Origin of the sequence: Phytopseudomonas seleniipraecipitans (assembly GCF_900102335.1) — a bacterium.
In the GTDB taxonomy this organism is placed as follows: Bacteria; Pseudomonadota; Gammaproteobacteria; order Pseudomonadales; family Pseudomonadaceae; genus Aquipseudomonas; species Aquipseudomonas seleniipraecipitans.
This window is the reverse complement of sequence record NZ_FNBM01000001.1, coordinates 888,005-902,619: the sequence shown is the minus strand read 5'-3', so window position 1 is coordinate 902,619 and position 14,615 is coordinate 888,005. Positions and strand designations below refer to the sequence as shown.

14 protein-coding genes are annotated in these 14,615 nt (G+C 59.2%); 7 read left to right on the top strand and 7 right to left on the bottom strand.

Translation table 11 applies throughout. The features are described from left to right. The first annotated feature begins 9 nt into the window (after nt 1-9). Genes BLS60_RS04145 through BLS60_RS04115 form a run of 7 tightly spaced genes read left to right on the top strand, consistent with a single transcriptional unit; the run spans nt 10 to nt 7,660 of the window. On the top strand, nt 10-969 hold the full coding sequence (locus BLS60_RS04145) for an AAA family ATPase (protein WP_070882840.1): 960 nt from the start codon (nt 10-12) through the stop codon (nt 967-969). Continuing rightward, the gene (locus BLS60_RS04140) at nt 969-1,922 is read left to right on the top strand and encodes a DUF58 domain-containing protein (RefSeq protein ID WP_092364954.1); all 954 of its coding nucleotides are present in this window, start codon (nt 969-971) and stop codon (nt 1,920-1,922) included. The genes BLS60_RS04145 and BLS60_RS04140 overlap by 1 nt, the downstream gene beginning before the upstream one ends. Further along, nucleotides 1,919-2,413 (top strand): DUF4381 domain-containing protein, encoded by a 495-nt coding sequence (locus BLS60_RS04135; RefSeq protein ID WP_092364951.1) that lies wholly within the window; start codon nt 1,919-1,921, stop codon nt 2,411-2,413. The genes BLS60_RS04140 and BLS60_RS04135 overlap by 4 nt, the downstream gene beginning before the upstream one ends. Continuing rightward, entirely contained in the window at nt 2,406-3,437 is a 1,032-nt protein-coding gene (locus tag BLS60_RS04130; protein WP_092364948.1) for a vWA domain-containing protein, read from the top strand. Before BLS60_RS04135 ends, BLS60_RS04130 begins: the two co-directional genes overlap by 8 nt. After that, nucleotides 3,434-5,191 (top strand): VWA domain-containing protein, encoded by a 1,758-nt coding sequence (locus BLS60_RS04125; RefSeq protein WP_092364945.1) that lies wholly within the window; start codon nt 3,434-3,436, stop codon nt 5,189-5,191. Before BLS60_RS04130 ends, BLS60_RS04125 begins: the two co-directional genes overlap by 4 nt. Next, on the top strand, nt 5,188-6,828 hold the full coding sequence (locus BLS60_RS04120) for a BatD family protein (RefSeq protein ID WP_070882835.1): 1,641 nt from the start codon (nt 5,188-5,190) through the stop codon (nt 6,826-6,828). Before BLS60_RS04125 ends, BLS60_RS04120 begins: the two co-directional genes overlap by 4 nt. 13 nt (nt 6,829-6,841) lie before the next feature. Then, complete coding sequence (locus BLS60_RS04115) at nt 6,842-7,660, top strand: AraC family transcriptional regulator (RefSeq protein WP_244153356.1); 819 nt, start codon at nt 6,842-6,844, stop codon at nt 7,658-7,660. Between the two features lie 386 nt (nt 7,661-8,046). Here the strand turns inward: BLS60_RS04115 and BLS60_RS04110 are convergent, their stop codons facing one another. From BLS60_RS04110 to BLS60_RS04095, 7 genes are all read right to left on the bottom strand, one after another. Next, entirely contained in the window at nt 8,047-8,634 is a 588-nt protein-coding gene (locus BLS60_RS04110; protein ID WP_092365342.1) for a LysE family translocator, read from the bottom strand. A 219-nt stretch (nt 8,635-8,853) separates the two neighbouring features. Next, on the bottom strand, nt 8,854-9,570 hold the full coding sequence (locus tag BLS60_RS21285) for a hypothetical protein (RefSeq protein WP_143024575.1): 717 nt from the start codon (nt 9,568-9,570) through the stop codon (nt 8,854-8,856). 462 nt (nt 9,571-10,032) lie between these two features. Then, nucleotides 10,033-10,524, bottom strand: coding sequence for a hypothetical protein (locus BLS60_RS04105; protein ID WP_143024574.1), 492 nt, complete (start codon nt 10,522-10,524; stop codon nt 10,033-10,035). 22 nt (nt 10,525-10,546) lie between these two features. Continuing rightward, nucleotides 10,547-11,131: a hypothetical protein gene (locus tag BLS60_RS21280; protein ID WP_143024573.1), complete on the bottom strand. Its 585-nt coding sequence runs from the start codon at nt 11,129-11,131 to the stop codon at nt 10,547-10,549. 94 nt (nt 11,132-11,225) lie between these two features. Continuing rightward, nucleotides 11,226-11,582: a hypothetical protein gene (locus BLS60_RS04100; protein ID WP_070881743.1), complete on the bottom strand. Its 357-nt coding sequence runs from the start codon at nt 11,580-11,582 to the stop codon at nt 11,226-11,228. Nucleotides 11,583-11,656: 74 nt separating this feature from the next. Further along, the gene (locus tag BLS60_RS21275) at nt 11,657-11,959 is read right to left on the bottom strand and encodes a hypothetical protein (RefSeq protein WP_143024572.1); all 303 of its coding nucleotides are present in this window, start codon (nt 11,957-11,959) and stop codon (nt 11,657-11,659) included. Between the two features lie 270 nt (nt 11,960-12,229). After that, complete coding sequence (locus BLS60_RS04095; RefSeq protein WP_092364936.1) at nt 12,230-14,608, bottom strand: efflux RND transporter permease subunit; 2,379 nt, start codon at nt 14,606-14,608, stop codon at nt 12,230-12,232. Nucleotides 14,609-14,615: the final 7 nt, after the last annotated feature.

Genomic DNA, 14,615 nt, shown 5'->3' with positions numbered 1-14,615 from the left:
GGAAAACCTATGGAACACAGAGACGCGCTGCTCGCCCTTCGCCACTTCCTGGCCAGCCAGATTCTCGGTCAGGAAAAGCTTATTGATCGTCTGCTGATCGCCCTGCTTGCCGACGGCCACATGCTGGTCGAAGGCGCCCCCGGCCTGGCCAAGACCAAAGCGATCAAGGAACTGGCAGAGGGTATCGAAGCCGAGTTCCACCGCATCCAGTTCACCCCGGACCTGCTGCCCGCCGATATCACCGGCACCGAGATCTATCGCCCGGAAACCGGCAGTTTCGTGTTCCAGCAGGGGCCGATCTTCCATAATCTGGTGCTCGCCGACGAGATCAACCGTGCCCCGGCCAAGGTGCAGTCAGCGCTGCTCGAAGCCATGGCCGAGCGTCAGGTGTCGGTCGGCCGCAGCACCTATGATCTGTCGCCGTTGTTTCTGGTCATGGCCACCCAGAACCCCATCGAGCAGGAAGGCACCTATCCTCTGCCCGAAGCGCAGCTCGACCGCTTCCTGATGCATGTGAAGATGGGCTTCCCCGATGCCAGCGTGGAACGCAAGATCCTCGCCCAGGCCCGTGGCGAAGCGTTGCACGGTGAAACCAAGCCGGATCATCGTTTGAGCCAACAGGCGATTTTTGCCGCCCGCAAGGAAATCCTCGGCCTGTACATGGCCGATGCGGTGGAGGAATACCTGGTGCAGCTGGTGATGGCCTCGCGCACGCCCGGCAAGTTCGACGCCGAACTCGCCGAGTGGATTGCCCACGGCTCCAGCCCGCGTGGCTCTATCGCCCTGGACCGCTGCGCCCGTGCTCACGCGTGGCTGGCCGGGCGCGACTTCGTCAGCCCGGAAGACATCCAGGCGGTGCTGTTCGACGTGCTACGCCACCGCATCATCCTGTCGTTCGAGGCGGAGGCCTCGGGGATCGACCAGGATCGTGTGATCCAGCGCATCCTCGACGTGGTCGCGGTGGCCTGATGCAAGCGCAGGCGGATAACCCTGAGCTGCAGGCGGGCATCCGTACCGATCTTCATCAACTGATCGACATGCGCCACCGCGTGCGCGAAGTGCAGCTGTTCTCCACACCCGGCCAGCGCAGCCCGCTGATCGGCCTGCACCATTCGAAACTGCGCGGGCGCGGTGTGGATTTCGATCAGGTGCGCGTCTACCAGCCCGGTGACGACGTACGCACCATTGACTGGCGAGTGACCGCGCGCACCCAGGAGCCGCACACCAAGCTGTTTCACGAAGAGCGCGAGCGGCCGATCTACATCCTTGTCGAACAAAGCCGCCAGCTGTTCTTCGGCTCCGGCCTGTTGTTCAAGTCGGTACTCGCCGCCCGTGCGGCCGGTCTGATCGGCTGGGCGGCGCTGGGCCATAACGATCGCATTGGCGGCCTGGTGTTCGGCGGCGCGGAGCACCACGAAATCAAGCCGCGACGCAGCAAGCAAAGCCTGCTGCAATTGCTCAGCCGGCTGGCCCGTGCCAATCAGGCGCTGTCCAGTGAGGTGCCGTTGTACCGCGACAGCTTCGGCCAGGCCCTGCGCCGTGCCCGCGAGGTGCTGCGCCCCGGCAGCCTAGTGGTGATCCTCTGCGACGAACGCACGCTGAGCGACAGCAGTGAGCAGCAACTGATCCTGCTGGCCCGCCACACCGACCTGTTGCTGCTGCCGGTTTCCGACCCGCTGGACCACGCGCTGCCTGCCTCCGGCCTGCTGCGTTTCGCCGATGGTGATGCCCTGCTGGAAGTCGACACCGAGGACGCCGATCTGCAGCGCAGCTACGCCGCTCAAGCACAGGTGCGTCAGGCTCGTTGGCAGCGCCTGGCGCAAAAGCTCGGCGTGCCGCTGCTGTCGCTGACCACCGCCCATGAGCTGCTGGATCAATTGCGCGAGCACCTGAACAACCTGCGCCCCGGGAAATCGGCATGAACCCACTGGATCAGCTCGAACCCCTGATCACACCCGCGCCTATCGGCTGGTGGCCGCCTGCGCCGGGCTGGTGGTTACTTGCGCTGCTGCTTCCGCTAGTACTTTGGGGCGCTTGGCGCCAGCTCAAGCGGCTGCCCACGGCGCGGCGTAGACAAGTGGTCGAGCAGCCCCTCGACCCGTTACGCGAGGCCGCACTGCAGGAGCTGCAACGCTTCAGCAAGCCCTACGATGGCGCGCCCGCCGGTCCTTGGCTGCAGCAGATCAACGGACTGCTCAAACGCCTGTGCCGCGAGCGCTACCCGGACAGCCACAGCCATACCCTGAGCAGCCGCGCCTGGCTGGCCTTTCTCGACAACCGCTGTCCGGCGGCCGGCCTGACGCGCTGGATGGTTCTGGTCGAGGGCGCCTACAAGCCACAGTGCCATCTAGACGACAAAGCTATCGAAGGCCTCAACGGGGCAGTCGCCATCTGGATTCGCAAGCATGTTTGAGTTCGCCTGGCCGTGGCTGTTTTTGCTGGCGCCCCTGCCCTGGTTGCTGCGCCTGTGGCTGCCGCCTGCCGACAGCGGCGAGGCGGCGCTGCAGGTGAGTTTCCTCGGTGAATTGGAAAACCTCTCCGGCCGCCGCGCTCGCCTGCAGTTACCGCCCTGGAAGAAGCAACTGCATTTCGCCCTGCTGTGGTTACTGTTGCTGATTGCTGCAGCGCGCCCGGAGTGGGTTGGCGAGCCGTTGCCGCTGCCGGCCAGCGGCCGCGACCTGCTCATTGCTGTGGATGTGTCCGGCTCCATGGACTACGCCGACATGCGCTGGGAGGACGAAGAAGTCAGCCGTCTGACCCTGGTAAAACACCTGATCGGCGATTTCATCGAAGGCCGCAGCGGTGATCGTCTCGGCCTGATTCTGTTCGGCAGCCAGGCCTATGTACAGGCACCCCTGACCTTCGACCGACAGACCGTACGCACCTGGCTCGATGAAGCGGTGATCGGTATCGCCGGCAAGAACACCGCGATTGGCGACGCCATCGGCCTGGCCGTCAAGCGCCTGCGCCAGCGCCCGGCAAACAGCCGCGTATTGGTGCTGATTACCGATGGTGCCAGTAATGGCGGCGAAATCGAACCGATGACTGCTGCCCGCCTGGCCGCCGAAGAAGGCGTAACCATCTACCCCATCGGCATAGGCGCCGATCCGCAGCAAGGCGGCAACTTCGCCGCGTTCGGCTTCAACCCGAGCCTGGATCTGGACGAACCGACCCTGCGCGGCATCGCCGAGCTCACCGGCGGTGAGTACTTTCGCGCGCGCGATCAGAACGAATTGCAGGCCATCGAAACGACCCTCGACCGCCTCGAACCGGTCGATCAACAACCAACGCTGGCGCGGCCGGCGCAAGCCCTTTACGTCTGGCCACTGGCTGCCGCGGTGCTGTTCAGCCTTGCCCTGGTGATGCGTAGCCTGTGGCCGCAATTGCGCCAGCAGCGCCTCAACCTTATGCAGCGGTTGAGGCGCAAGGCACCATGATCGAATTCACCGGCCTGTGGCCCCACTGGCTGCGCCCGCTGTGGCTGTTGCTGCTGCCGTTGATGGCCTGGCTGCTGTGGTTGCTTGCCCATCGGGAACAGCGCAGCGGCCGCTGGCAGACCCTGTTGCCGCCCGCTTTCCACGCCGTGCTGCTGCGTGGTGGTCAGGGCCGCGCCAGCCGCCTGCCGTGGATCGCCCTCGGTCTGGCCTGGCTGCTGGCGGTTGTGGCCCTGCTCGGCCCGAGCTGGCAACGTATCGAACAGAACGACTTGAAGCCGGCCGATCCGCTGGTGGTGATGCTCGAACTGACACCGCAGATGCTGGCCAGCGATGCCTCGCCCAATCGCCTGGCCCAGGCGCGCCGCAAGCTGCTCGATCTGCTGCAGGCGCGTGGCGATGCGCAGACCGCCATTGTCGTCTATGCCGGCAGCGCCCACACCGTGGTGCCGCTGTCGGATGACCTGGGTACCAGCCGCAACCTGCTCGAAGCACTGAAGCCCTCGATCATGCCGGAGCCGGGCAAACGTGCCGATCTCGCCATGGGTAAGGCCCTGGACCTGCTCAAGGGCGGCGCGCAGGGCCAGGGTCGCCTGCTGTTGATCACCAGCAGTCTCGACGACAACGAGCGCAGCGCGATCAAAACGCTACTCGGCAGCCGTGGCAAGCGTCTGCGCATTCTCGGAGTCGGCAACAGCCAAGGCGCGCCGATCATCCAGGAAGATGGCACCTTCATGAAGGATGATCAGGGTGCGATCCTCGTGCCGCGCCTGGATGCTGCTGGCTTGAGCCAGTTCGCCAGAGAGGTCGGCGGTCAGTACCGCGGCATCAGCCTCGATGAGCGCGACCTGCGCACCCTGGGTCTGCTCGACGGTCCGCAACAGATGCGCAACAACGGCCAGAAGACCCAACTGCGCAGTTGGGCCGATCAGGGCCACTGGCTGTTGCTGCCGCTGTTGTTGCTGGCAGCCTGCGCCGGGCGCCGCGGCTGGCTGCTGTGTCTGCCGCTGCTGCTGTTGCTCGGCACGCCGCAGACGGCCATGGCCTTCAGCCTCGACGACCTTTGGCTGCGCGCGGATCAGCAGGGCCAGCGCCTGCTCGAGGCACAACGCCCTAAGGAAGCTGCAGAGCGTTTCAGCGATCCGCAATGGCGCGGCCTGGCACTTTACGAAGCCGGCGACTACGCCGCTGCCGCCGAGCAATTCGCCCTGAGCGACAGCGCCGCCTCGCTCTACAACCGCGGCAACGCCCTGGCGCGCAGTAACGAGTTGGAGGCTGCGGTCGATGCCTACGAACGAGCCTTGGAAATCGACCCGCAACTGCCACAGGCCGAGAAGAACAAGGCACTGGTTCAGCAACTGCTGCGTCAGCGCGAGCAACAGCAGACGCAGCAGCAGGACCAGCCCGACGAGCAGAACCGCGACGACAGCGACGAACAGCAGCAGCCCGGACAGTCGGCAGCGCCGACGCCGGATGAGCGCCAGCAGAGTCAGGGTCAGCCTGGCACCCCGGACGATCAGCAACAACCGAGTGAAGCATCAACACCGCCTGCTCAGCCATCCGAGCAGGGTGAAAGCGGCCAACCTCCCGAATCACCACCCGCTGATACAGGCCCAGCACAAACCGATACACCGCTCGACAGCGAGCGCCGCCAGGCCCTCGAGCAATGGCTGCGGCAGATCCCCGATGACCCGGGCGAGCTGCTGCGCCGCAAATTCTGGTACGAACAGCAACAGCGTCAGGAACAATCACGATGACCCGCCTGCTCTGCACCCTGCTCTTCTGCCTGCTGGCGTTTCAGGCCGGCGCACAGGACTTTATCGCCAGCGTAGACCGCAGCCGGTTGAACCTCGGCGAAAGCGTCGACCTGACGCTGGAGTCGACCGACTCCACCCAGTTCGGCAAGCCCGATCTGGCACCACTCGATGAGCTGTTTGAAGTGCTCGGTACGCGCCAGGTCAATCGCCTGACCACCCTGGGCGGCCAGGCGCATGCGGCTACGCGCTGGATCGTCACTCTGCGCCCGCGCCACAGCGGTTACGTGGTAGTGCCGCCGCTGCGCCTCGGCGATTCGCAGAGCCAGCCGATCAGCCTGCACGTGCTGGAATCCACCACTCAGACGGCAAAGGAGCAAATGGCGCCGGTGTTCATCGATGCCAGCCTGGACCATGAGAGCGTTTATGTGCAGGCGCAAAGCGTGCTGACACTGCGCATCTACCACTCCGTGTCGCTGTATGACGACAGCAGCCTGACGCCACTGGAAATTGCCGATGCGCGCGTTGAATCCCTCGGCGAGCCGCGCACTTACGAGCAGGACATCGGCGGGGTTCGCCACGGCGTGATCGAACTGCGGTATGCCATTTTTCCGCAGAAGAGCGGCCAGCTGAGCATTCCGGGGCAGGTATTCACCGCCACCCTGGTCGACCGCTCCAACAAGAACGACTACCTGCCCTTCGGACCACGGCCCGGCAAGGTCACGCGGGTCAAGTCGCCGGAGATACCGCTGACGGTCAAGGCCAAGCCAGCCGACTACCCCGCCGATGTGCCGTGGTTGCCGGCCCGGGCTCTGAGCCTGGCGGAGGCCTGGAGCCCGGAGCCTGGCCAGGTCAAGGTGGGCGACTCGCTGACCCGCAGCCTGATGCTCAAGGCCGACGGGCTTTCCAGCGCGCAGCTGCCACCCTTGCCGGCCACCACGGTCGATGGCCTGCGCCGCTACCCGGATCAGCCCAAGCTGACCAATGAAAGCAGCGAGCGCGGGGTGATTGGCAGCCGCGAGGAACGGGAAGCCCTGGTCGCCAGCAAGGCCGGTACGCTGCAACTGCCGGCCGTCGAACTGGTGTGGTGGAACACCCACGAGGATCGCCTCGAACGCACCAGCCTGCCTGGGCGCAGCCTGGAGGTTGCAGCCGATCCGGCCATGAGCGTGGAGCAACCGGTCGAGCCTCGGCCACGTAGCGAACCGGCCGAGGCTGTGCTGCTGTGGCCGTGGCAGCTGAGCACCGTACTATTGGCGCTGACCACCGCATTAGGTTTTGGCCTGTGGTGGCATGCCCGGCGCCAGCCGGCCATCCAGCGTGCGGCACAGACAGGCCCGAGCCCGCGCACTTTGCTTGATGACCTCAAGCGCGCCTGCCTGGCTAATGACAGCCACGCCACGCGGCAAGCGCTGGACGCCTGGGCTCGCCAGCAACCGGAAACGCTCGCTGATATGGCAGCCCGTTTCCCACCGCTGTCCGAAGCGCTGGACGGCCTTAACGGCGCGCTCTACAGCGAAGCGGGTCAACACTGGCAGGGCGCCCAGTTGTGGCAGGCGATTGGCGAATTACCAGCAGCCGAAAAAGCCCAGGAAAACGGCCAGGAAGCCACGCAACTGCCGCCGCTTTATCCACGTTGAACAGGACATGTCGATGATCGAGCGCATCTCCATCCCCAGCTTCTGGCGCGACGCCGCCGTGCCCTTTCTGGAGATGCGCTCTATCGAGGACGGTCGCCAGGTCTGTTACGGCCGACACAGCCACGAGACTTTCTCCATCGGTGCGATCACCCACGGCCAGAGCACCTACAGCAATCGCGAGATCGACCGGCCTGTCAGCCAGGGCACTATAGTGCTGATGAACCCTGGTGACGTACACGCGTGCAATCCCATTGACGGCGAACCCTGGTCGTACCTGATGCTGTATGTCGATCCGCACTGGCTGGGTGGCCTGCAACAGGCTCGGGGGCAGACCGACGTGCCAACGTTTCAACGTTTTGCCTGCATCGCCAGCGAAGATGCCGAGCTGTATCAGCGCCTGCTGCATTTGCGCGATACGCTGCTCGACCCCGCCCACGGTGCGCGCGACAAGATTGCCCAAGCGACGGCGTTCTTCAGCCTGATGCTGGAGCGGCTGCCGCTGGAGGGCGAGCACGACGAGAGTATCAATCCGCGCCTGGAACAGGCCGCTCGCCTGATCCATCAGCACTGCGGCGAAACACTTAACCTGGATACCCTGTGCCAAGCGGCCGAGCTCTCCCCGTCCCAGCTGATTCGCGGCTTCAAACAACGCTACGGCATGACGCCCCATGCTTACTTGCTCAACCGCCGCATCCAGTTCGCCCACTCGCGCCTGAAAAGCGGTGCCCCGCTTGCCGAGGTAGCCCTGGAAGCCGGCTTCGCTGACCAAGCGCATTTCCAGCGCACCTTCAAACACTTCCTCGCCGCCACCCCCGGCCAGTACCGCGGCTAGCGACAGCCACGCCGCATCTACCCCAACCCCGTAGCCTGGCGTTGAGCGCAGCGATACCCAGGTAGCCGTCGCAAGGCCACCGGGTATCGCTGCGCTCAACCACGGGCTACGAATGTCGGCTCAGGCCAGCTCGTAGGGCGGACTCAGGAGCGAAGCGAACAGTCCGCCAATTCATGCCGATCCTGACACCACCGCAACGGCGTACTGCTTCGCGAGTACGCCGTGCTGTTCGCGATCTCGTGGGAGGGGCTTTAGCCCCGTGCCCTTTGTTTGTCTTAATAAAAAACTCGCGGCTAAAGCCACTCCCACGCAATCGCTGAGCGACCGCCTCTGCCTTGAAGTTGCCGCGTCTCGCGCATAAAGATCGTGAACAGGTTCTAACGGGCTTATACCAGCAGCAAATACCCCGCACTGGCCACCAGCAATCCCGCCAATACCCTATTGAAAGCCCGCACCCGATGCGGCTCCTGCAAATAGGGCTGAAGACAGGTGCCGGCATAGGCCCAGCACGCCAGCGACAGGTAACAAACCAGGCAATAGATCAACGCGAATTGCCAAAGCAGCATCACATCGCCGTCCGCCACGAACGCGCCCAAGCCGGCAATCGCCGCCAGCCAGGCCTTGGGGTTGAGCCACTGCATCAGCGCGCCCTGCATGAACGGGCTGACCACCGCGCCGGCACGGGCCTGCAGCGCTCCATCGTCGATGGTCAGGCGCCAGGCCAGGTAAAACAAAAACGCCACGCCCGCCCAGCGGATGGCACTGGTCAACCAGGGCAAGACGCTCAACAGCGTGTGCAACCCCAGACCGATCAGAACCAGCAGCAGTGTGAAGCCCAGCGTGGCACCCGCGACATGGCGCAGCGCCACCCGTAAACCTTCGCGTGCGCCAGTCCTCAGCGAAACCAGGTTGACCGGCCCGGGCGAAATGGAAGCGGCCAGCGCAAAGGCCGCCATGGACAGATAAAGACTTATCATCACCCTACCTCACTGCTGATCGAGTGAGGCAGGTTACGCAGCGCCCGGGCGGGAGTATTGAAGAAAATTCGCACGTTCTAAAATGCGAAAACCGCGGACAGGCGGCGGTTTTTCATTTGCCGATCATCTCAATGGGTTCACATAACGTTTGGTTAAGGGGCGGGCTTTAGCCCGTCCCAGCGAGCTCGGCGAGCAATTTGAACCAGTTGTTAGGTTCTACCATAAACGCCACCATTGCTTTTTTTCGCGAGCTACTTTGTTCTGCACTGGAGGTTCAGGCGGGGTGTGCTTCTGTTCAATTGCCCGATGCCAGTACCAATTGTTCTTTCCCAAATATGCCGCATCTAAAGCTCTGGATGATTCCAGGCGGGCTTGATGATTTAGCTCGCTGAAGGGTAAAGAATAAAAATCATGTGCAGGGTATGCCGGAAAGTATTCATTAAAAAACGATAAATGCTTAATTAGCTCCATTGAGCCTGAAGATTCGTGTAAACATCTTGCGAATTTTTCAGCTTCTTCCAATGGATCATTCATAAAGAAAACATCTATTGGGTTAAGCACTAAGTATGGCAGGGGAAGATCTACGAGACCTATACAGGCATAATCCCAACAGCCTTCTCCTAGGAGCAAGTCGCCAGTTAGTTCTTGAAATATGTGAAGGCTTTCCTGAAGGTTTTTCTGCGCAGTAGAAACTTCAATCCATGGAAGTTCGAAAATCAATGGTTCAGGTTGGAAGCCATTGTCATGAGGCTCAAGTGGAATACTGACCTTATTCAGCTCTGCCCCTCTAAAACAACATAGCCAAGGAACAGGAATTCTATTAGATGCATCAGCAATTTCAACGAATTCAATGCCCTGATTTAAACCATCCAAATGATTCCAAGGATTGGCGCCTGGTGTTGCTGTGTTCCAGATATATGATCGATTTGCCATTTGCAACCTAACGTTTGGTTAAGGGGCGGGCTTTAGCCCGTCCCAGTGAGCGAAGCGAACGGTTTGAACATTTGTTAGGTTTTATTATGGCGGCGTGCACTTTCTAAGAATTTCAAAAAGTCTAGTCGACGCTTACATTTTTCGCAGTACAAGTCACGAACGGTTTCAGGAGTCTCAATCTTTCTTATGAGCGTTAATGGATAGTCTGTTGAAGCGTTGTCAGGTAGTCCAAAGTACCTAGGGAGGTAAGAGCCGAAGTCTGGATCGCAAAAATCACAAAGCACTATTTCGGTCGCCCATAACTCAAATAAATAGTATTCGTGTTCTTCGTTTTTCAGATCTTCCAGTTCATTAGGCTCATGGCCGCAGTCATAGCATGGTGTTACCTCAATTTCTTGGAGAGGTCCGGTACATATTGGACACTTCATATGTATTACCTAACGTTTGGTTAAGGGGCGGGCTTTAGCCCGTCCCAGTGAGCGAAGCGAACGACTCGAACCACTTGTTAGAGGAGGATTTGAACCCTGCCGTAAACTCAAGCAGTTCCCGGTACACGCCCCCTAACGTCCCAAAAGTTCCAGAACTAGCAAGGCTGTACGCATCGTCGAAGTAGCCACACATAGAAAAAGACTCTGAGAGAATGGCGCTGTTCTGAATGTATATTTGATACAGCGCTTCAGCCAGTCTCGGGCCAAATTCGGTCTCTGTCTGAAGACGTTTGTTGGCTGCTGAAAGCAGCACCGGAAGCGTCTCAGCGACCGAGATGCTTTCGCTGAGTTCGCGCAACTTACTTTCAGCGTCATGAACACTGCTGCCTAGCAATGAAAGCTCAATCAGCTCATAAGGTGGATTTTCCAAACGGGCTAGTTGATGGTCCGCCCACTGAACAACATCTCGCACCTCGCATAAGCCAAGTCGAAGCCCATCCCTAACAAGAGCTGCTTGTAGACCCATGGCTGAGCTATACCTCTAACGATTAAGCTAAGGGGCGGGCTTTAGCCAGTCCCAGTGAGCGGAGCGAACGATTTGAGCGCATTGTTATAAGCCAACACGCACATTTACGCTCTGTGGGGGGTTGGTAAAGTTTTGTAAGCTTTGGCTCAATATTTTTTGAGAAAGGAGCAGCGAGACCATCTTTTCCGTACATGTTTACGGTGAGTATTAGCCTGTTGTTATTGTCGAGCTGATTAAACATTACATCGTCTATGGTGACATTGAAGTATACATTGGTTAGCTCGCCTTTTGCGGCGCCAACTAGTACGCAAGGAAATGTCTCTTTGTTCTTTTTGATGTTGGCGGTTACTCTTATATCTAAAACATCAGAAAAGCATGGGCGGTAGTAAGGGGAAAATTTGTTTTCTATTAAAAAGGCGTGAATTTCGCCTAGCGCCTTGACGTAATTTTTTTGCTCTACGGTAAATTTTCTTGAGTAACCTAACTTCAAAGCCTTTGGTGGCTCCCCCTTGGGGCCTACTGTGTAGCCATTTTCTTCAAATCCATCAGAGCACCCAGCGAGGAAAGTTGCTACAAAGATAATAATTGCGATTGTAAATTTACTCACCATGCCACCTTGGCTTATAACGTTTGGTTAAGGGGCGGGCTTTAGCCCGTCCCAGTGAGCGAAGCGAACGATTTGAACCATTTGTTAGAAGCGGCTATATGACCCAGAGAATATTCTGCTCTTCGATAGAGATCTGTATGCATTCATATCCATCGTTGCCTGCAATTAGCTGCATCTCTATTCCATTTTCTAAGCTCAAAATAATGCTGTTTTCTTGAAGTTGCCAATTGACCATGGCGCGGTTAAAAACCTCATAGAAGGTTGCATCAGGCCATGAGCCTTCTTCCCACTGCCCGATAATCTTGCCATCAGATTTGAGAACGACTCGCGACTGAATATTGAAATTGACCTTGCCGAAGCTGAATTGGATATCGAATGGCCCAATCCGGAGCTGCGTTGTGCATTGGCCTATTGCTTCCGACAAGTCTAGTTTTTTGGGTATTTGATACATAGCTTCTAACGATTAAGCTAAGGGGCGGGCGTTAGCCCGTCCCAGCGAACGAAGTGAGCGATTTGAGTGCATTGTTAGGAGAGCTCTGGGCCGCTAAATTTTCCTGATGCTATGCATTCAAGAAAAATTCTTTGTTCTGGTTTAAGAAGCTTACGTGGCGTATAGCCGTGTTCATCAGGTTCTCTTAGCCATCTCGCCAGGGATCGGCTCGCAGAGTCTTTAAGAGCTTGGCGCTCTGCGTCAGTGAAATTGTGTTCTATCTCATGAGCTAAAGACTCAATTTCTTTTACGGCCCAGTCTTCGTCAAATCCTATGTCATCACTTGAGAAATTCAGAGTCCAAAGGTAATTCAAAAGGGAGTCTGCAAGATTTTGCATGAGTTCTCCTAACAGTGATTAGACAGAATTCTGCGTTAACACGATAGTAAAGCGTTCTGTATAAGCGCGCCCTACCCGTATTCCCAGAAATTAAAATACATACCAATCAAAAACTTACCGACCTAAAGCGCGGTACCACCTGCATTCGCCTGACTTCCGCTTTTCCACGGCCAGCACTGCCCTATAAAAACCAGCCCTATCCTGCAGTAGCGAAACGACCTCTACGGCATGCAAATGCCGTAGAGGTCGCGCCTTTACAAAACCAGCCCTTTAATGCGACAGCAGCGAACCGCCCTTCTTGCCGGCCAGTTTCTCCGGTTTGATCAGGAAGTGCGCCAGAGCTGGCAGCAGCCACAGAGCGCCCAGCATATTGACGATAAACATGAAGGTCAGCATCAGCCCCATATCGGCCTGGAACTTGATCGCCGAGAACATCCAGGTCGCCACGCCGATGGCCAGGCACAGACCGGTAAACAGTACCGCCTTGCCGGTCGACTTGAGCGTCTGGTAATAGGCTTCCTGCAACGGCAGGCCGGCGCGCAGGAAGGTTTCCATGCGGCTGTAGATATAGATGCCGTAGTCCACGCCGATACCCACGCCGAGGGCGATCACTGGCAAGGTTGCGACTTTCACACCGATGCCGAGGAATGCCATCAGCGCATTGCCGAGGATCGAGGTGAGGATCAACGGCAGCACGATGCAGATGGTCGCGGCGAACGAGCGGAAGGTCAGCATGCACATGATGCCGACACACAGGTAGACCAGCACCAGAATGAGCAACTCGGACGTGCTGATCACCTCGTTGGTTGCCGCTTCGATACCGGCGTTACCGGCTGCGAGCAGGAACTGCACATTCTCCGACTCATGCTCGGCGATAAAACCCTCGACCGCCGCCACCGCGCGCTTGAGCGTCTCGGCCTTGTGATCCTCGAGGAACACCAGCACCGGCGCCACGGAGCAATCGGTGTTGTACAGCCCATCAGCCCGGGCGATGGAGTTGTTCAATACATCCTGGTTGCGCGACAGGGTTTCCCATTTCAGGTTGCCCTCGTTCATGCCCTTGATCAGCTGGCGCGACACGCTGACCATGGAAATCGACGACTGCACGCCAGCGGTGTTGTCCATGGTCCACATCAGCTCGTCCATGGCCGCCATGGCTTCATAGGTCGAGCAGCCTTCGGGCGCCGTCTTGACCATGACCACCAGCACATCGGAGCTGGTCGAGTAGTTGCGAATCACGAAATCGTTGTCGAGGTTGTAGCGCGAATCCGGGCGCAGCTCCGGCGCGCCCTGGTCAAGGTCACCGACCTGCAGGTTCTGCTGCTGGTACCAGAAGCCGCCAATACCGGCCACCAGCGCCAGCGTCACGGAAATCGGCGCTACCTTGGAGCTGGCGAAGTTCGACAGCAGGCGCCAGAACGGATGCTCGCTGACCGCGTCGCGCTTGCTGCGCGCCACCGCCTTCTTGCTGATGCCGATGTACGAGATCGCTACCGGCAACAGAATCAGGTTGGTGAAAACGATGACTGCGACACCGATGGACGCGCCGATCGCCAGCTCACGAATGACGCCGATATCAATCAGCAGCAAGGTAATGAAACCCACGGCGTCAGCAAGGATGGCAATCATGCCCGGCAGGAACAACTGCCGGAAGGTCAGCCGCGCGGCAGTCAGCGCGTTGTCGGCTTCGCTAGACTGCAGGGCGATGCCGTTGATTTTCTGCACGCCGTGGGAAATGCCGATGGCGAAGATCAAAAACGGCACCAGCATCGAGTAGGGATCGATGCCGAAACCGACGGTGTGCATCAAGCCCAGTTGCCAGCCTACCGCGACCAGGGTGGTGATCAGCACGGCGATGGTGCTGCGCACGCACCAGGTGAACCAGTACAGCAACACAAAGGTAATCAACAACGCCACGCCGAAGAACAGCGCCACCATGACCAGGCCATCGATCAGGTCGCCGACCTTCTTGGCGAAGCCGATGATATGCACCTGCACATCCGGGTTCTGCGCCTGGTATTTGTTGCGGATCTTCTCTTCCAGTTGGTGGGAAAATTGCTGGTAGTCGAGCTTGATCAGGCGGCCCTGATCCTCAGGGTCCGGGTAGGCCTCAAGCAGAGGCACGTCGATGATGCTGGATTTGAAGTTGTTCGCTACCAGCCGGCCAATCTGCCCGGACTTGAGCACGTTGTTGCGCAACGCTTCCAGGCTCTGCGGGCTACCGTCATAGGTCTGCGGTATCACCTCGCCGCCGGCGAAGCCTTCCTCGGTCACCTCGGTCCAGCGCACGCTGGGGCTCCACAGCGACTTCAGGCCTGAGCGATCGACACCCGGAATATAGAACACCTCGTCATTGATCTGACGCAGCGTCTCCATGTACTCCTTGCTGAAAATGTCACCCTGCTTGGCCTCGACGGAAATACGCACGGTATTGCCGAGGTTCGCCAGGTCGTTACGGTGCTCCATCATGTTCTGGATGAACGGATGACTGAGCGGAATCATCTTCTCGAAGCTGGTCGACGGGCGCACCTGCGAAGCCTGGAAGAACAGAAAGACGCTGACCAGCAGGCAGATCAGGATCACCGCCGGCCGGTTGTTAAAGATCAGCCGCTCGAGCAGGCTGGCTTTGTCTTGGTGATGGTTACTCATCGAACAC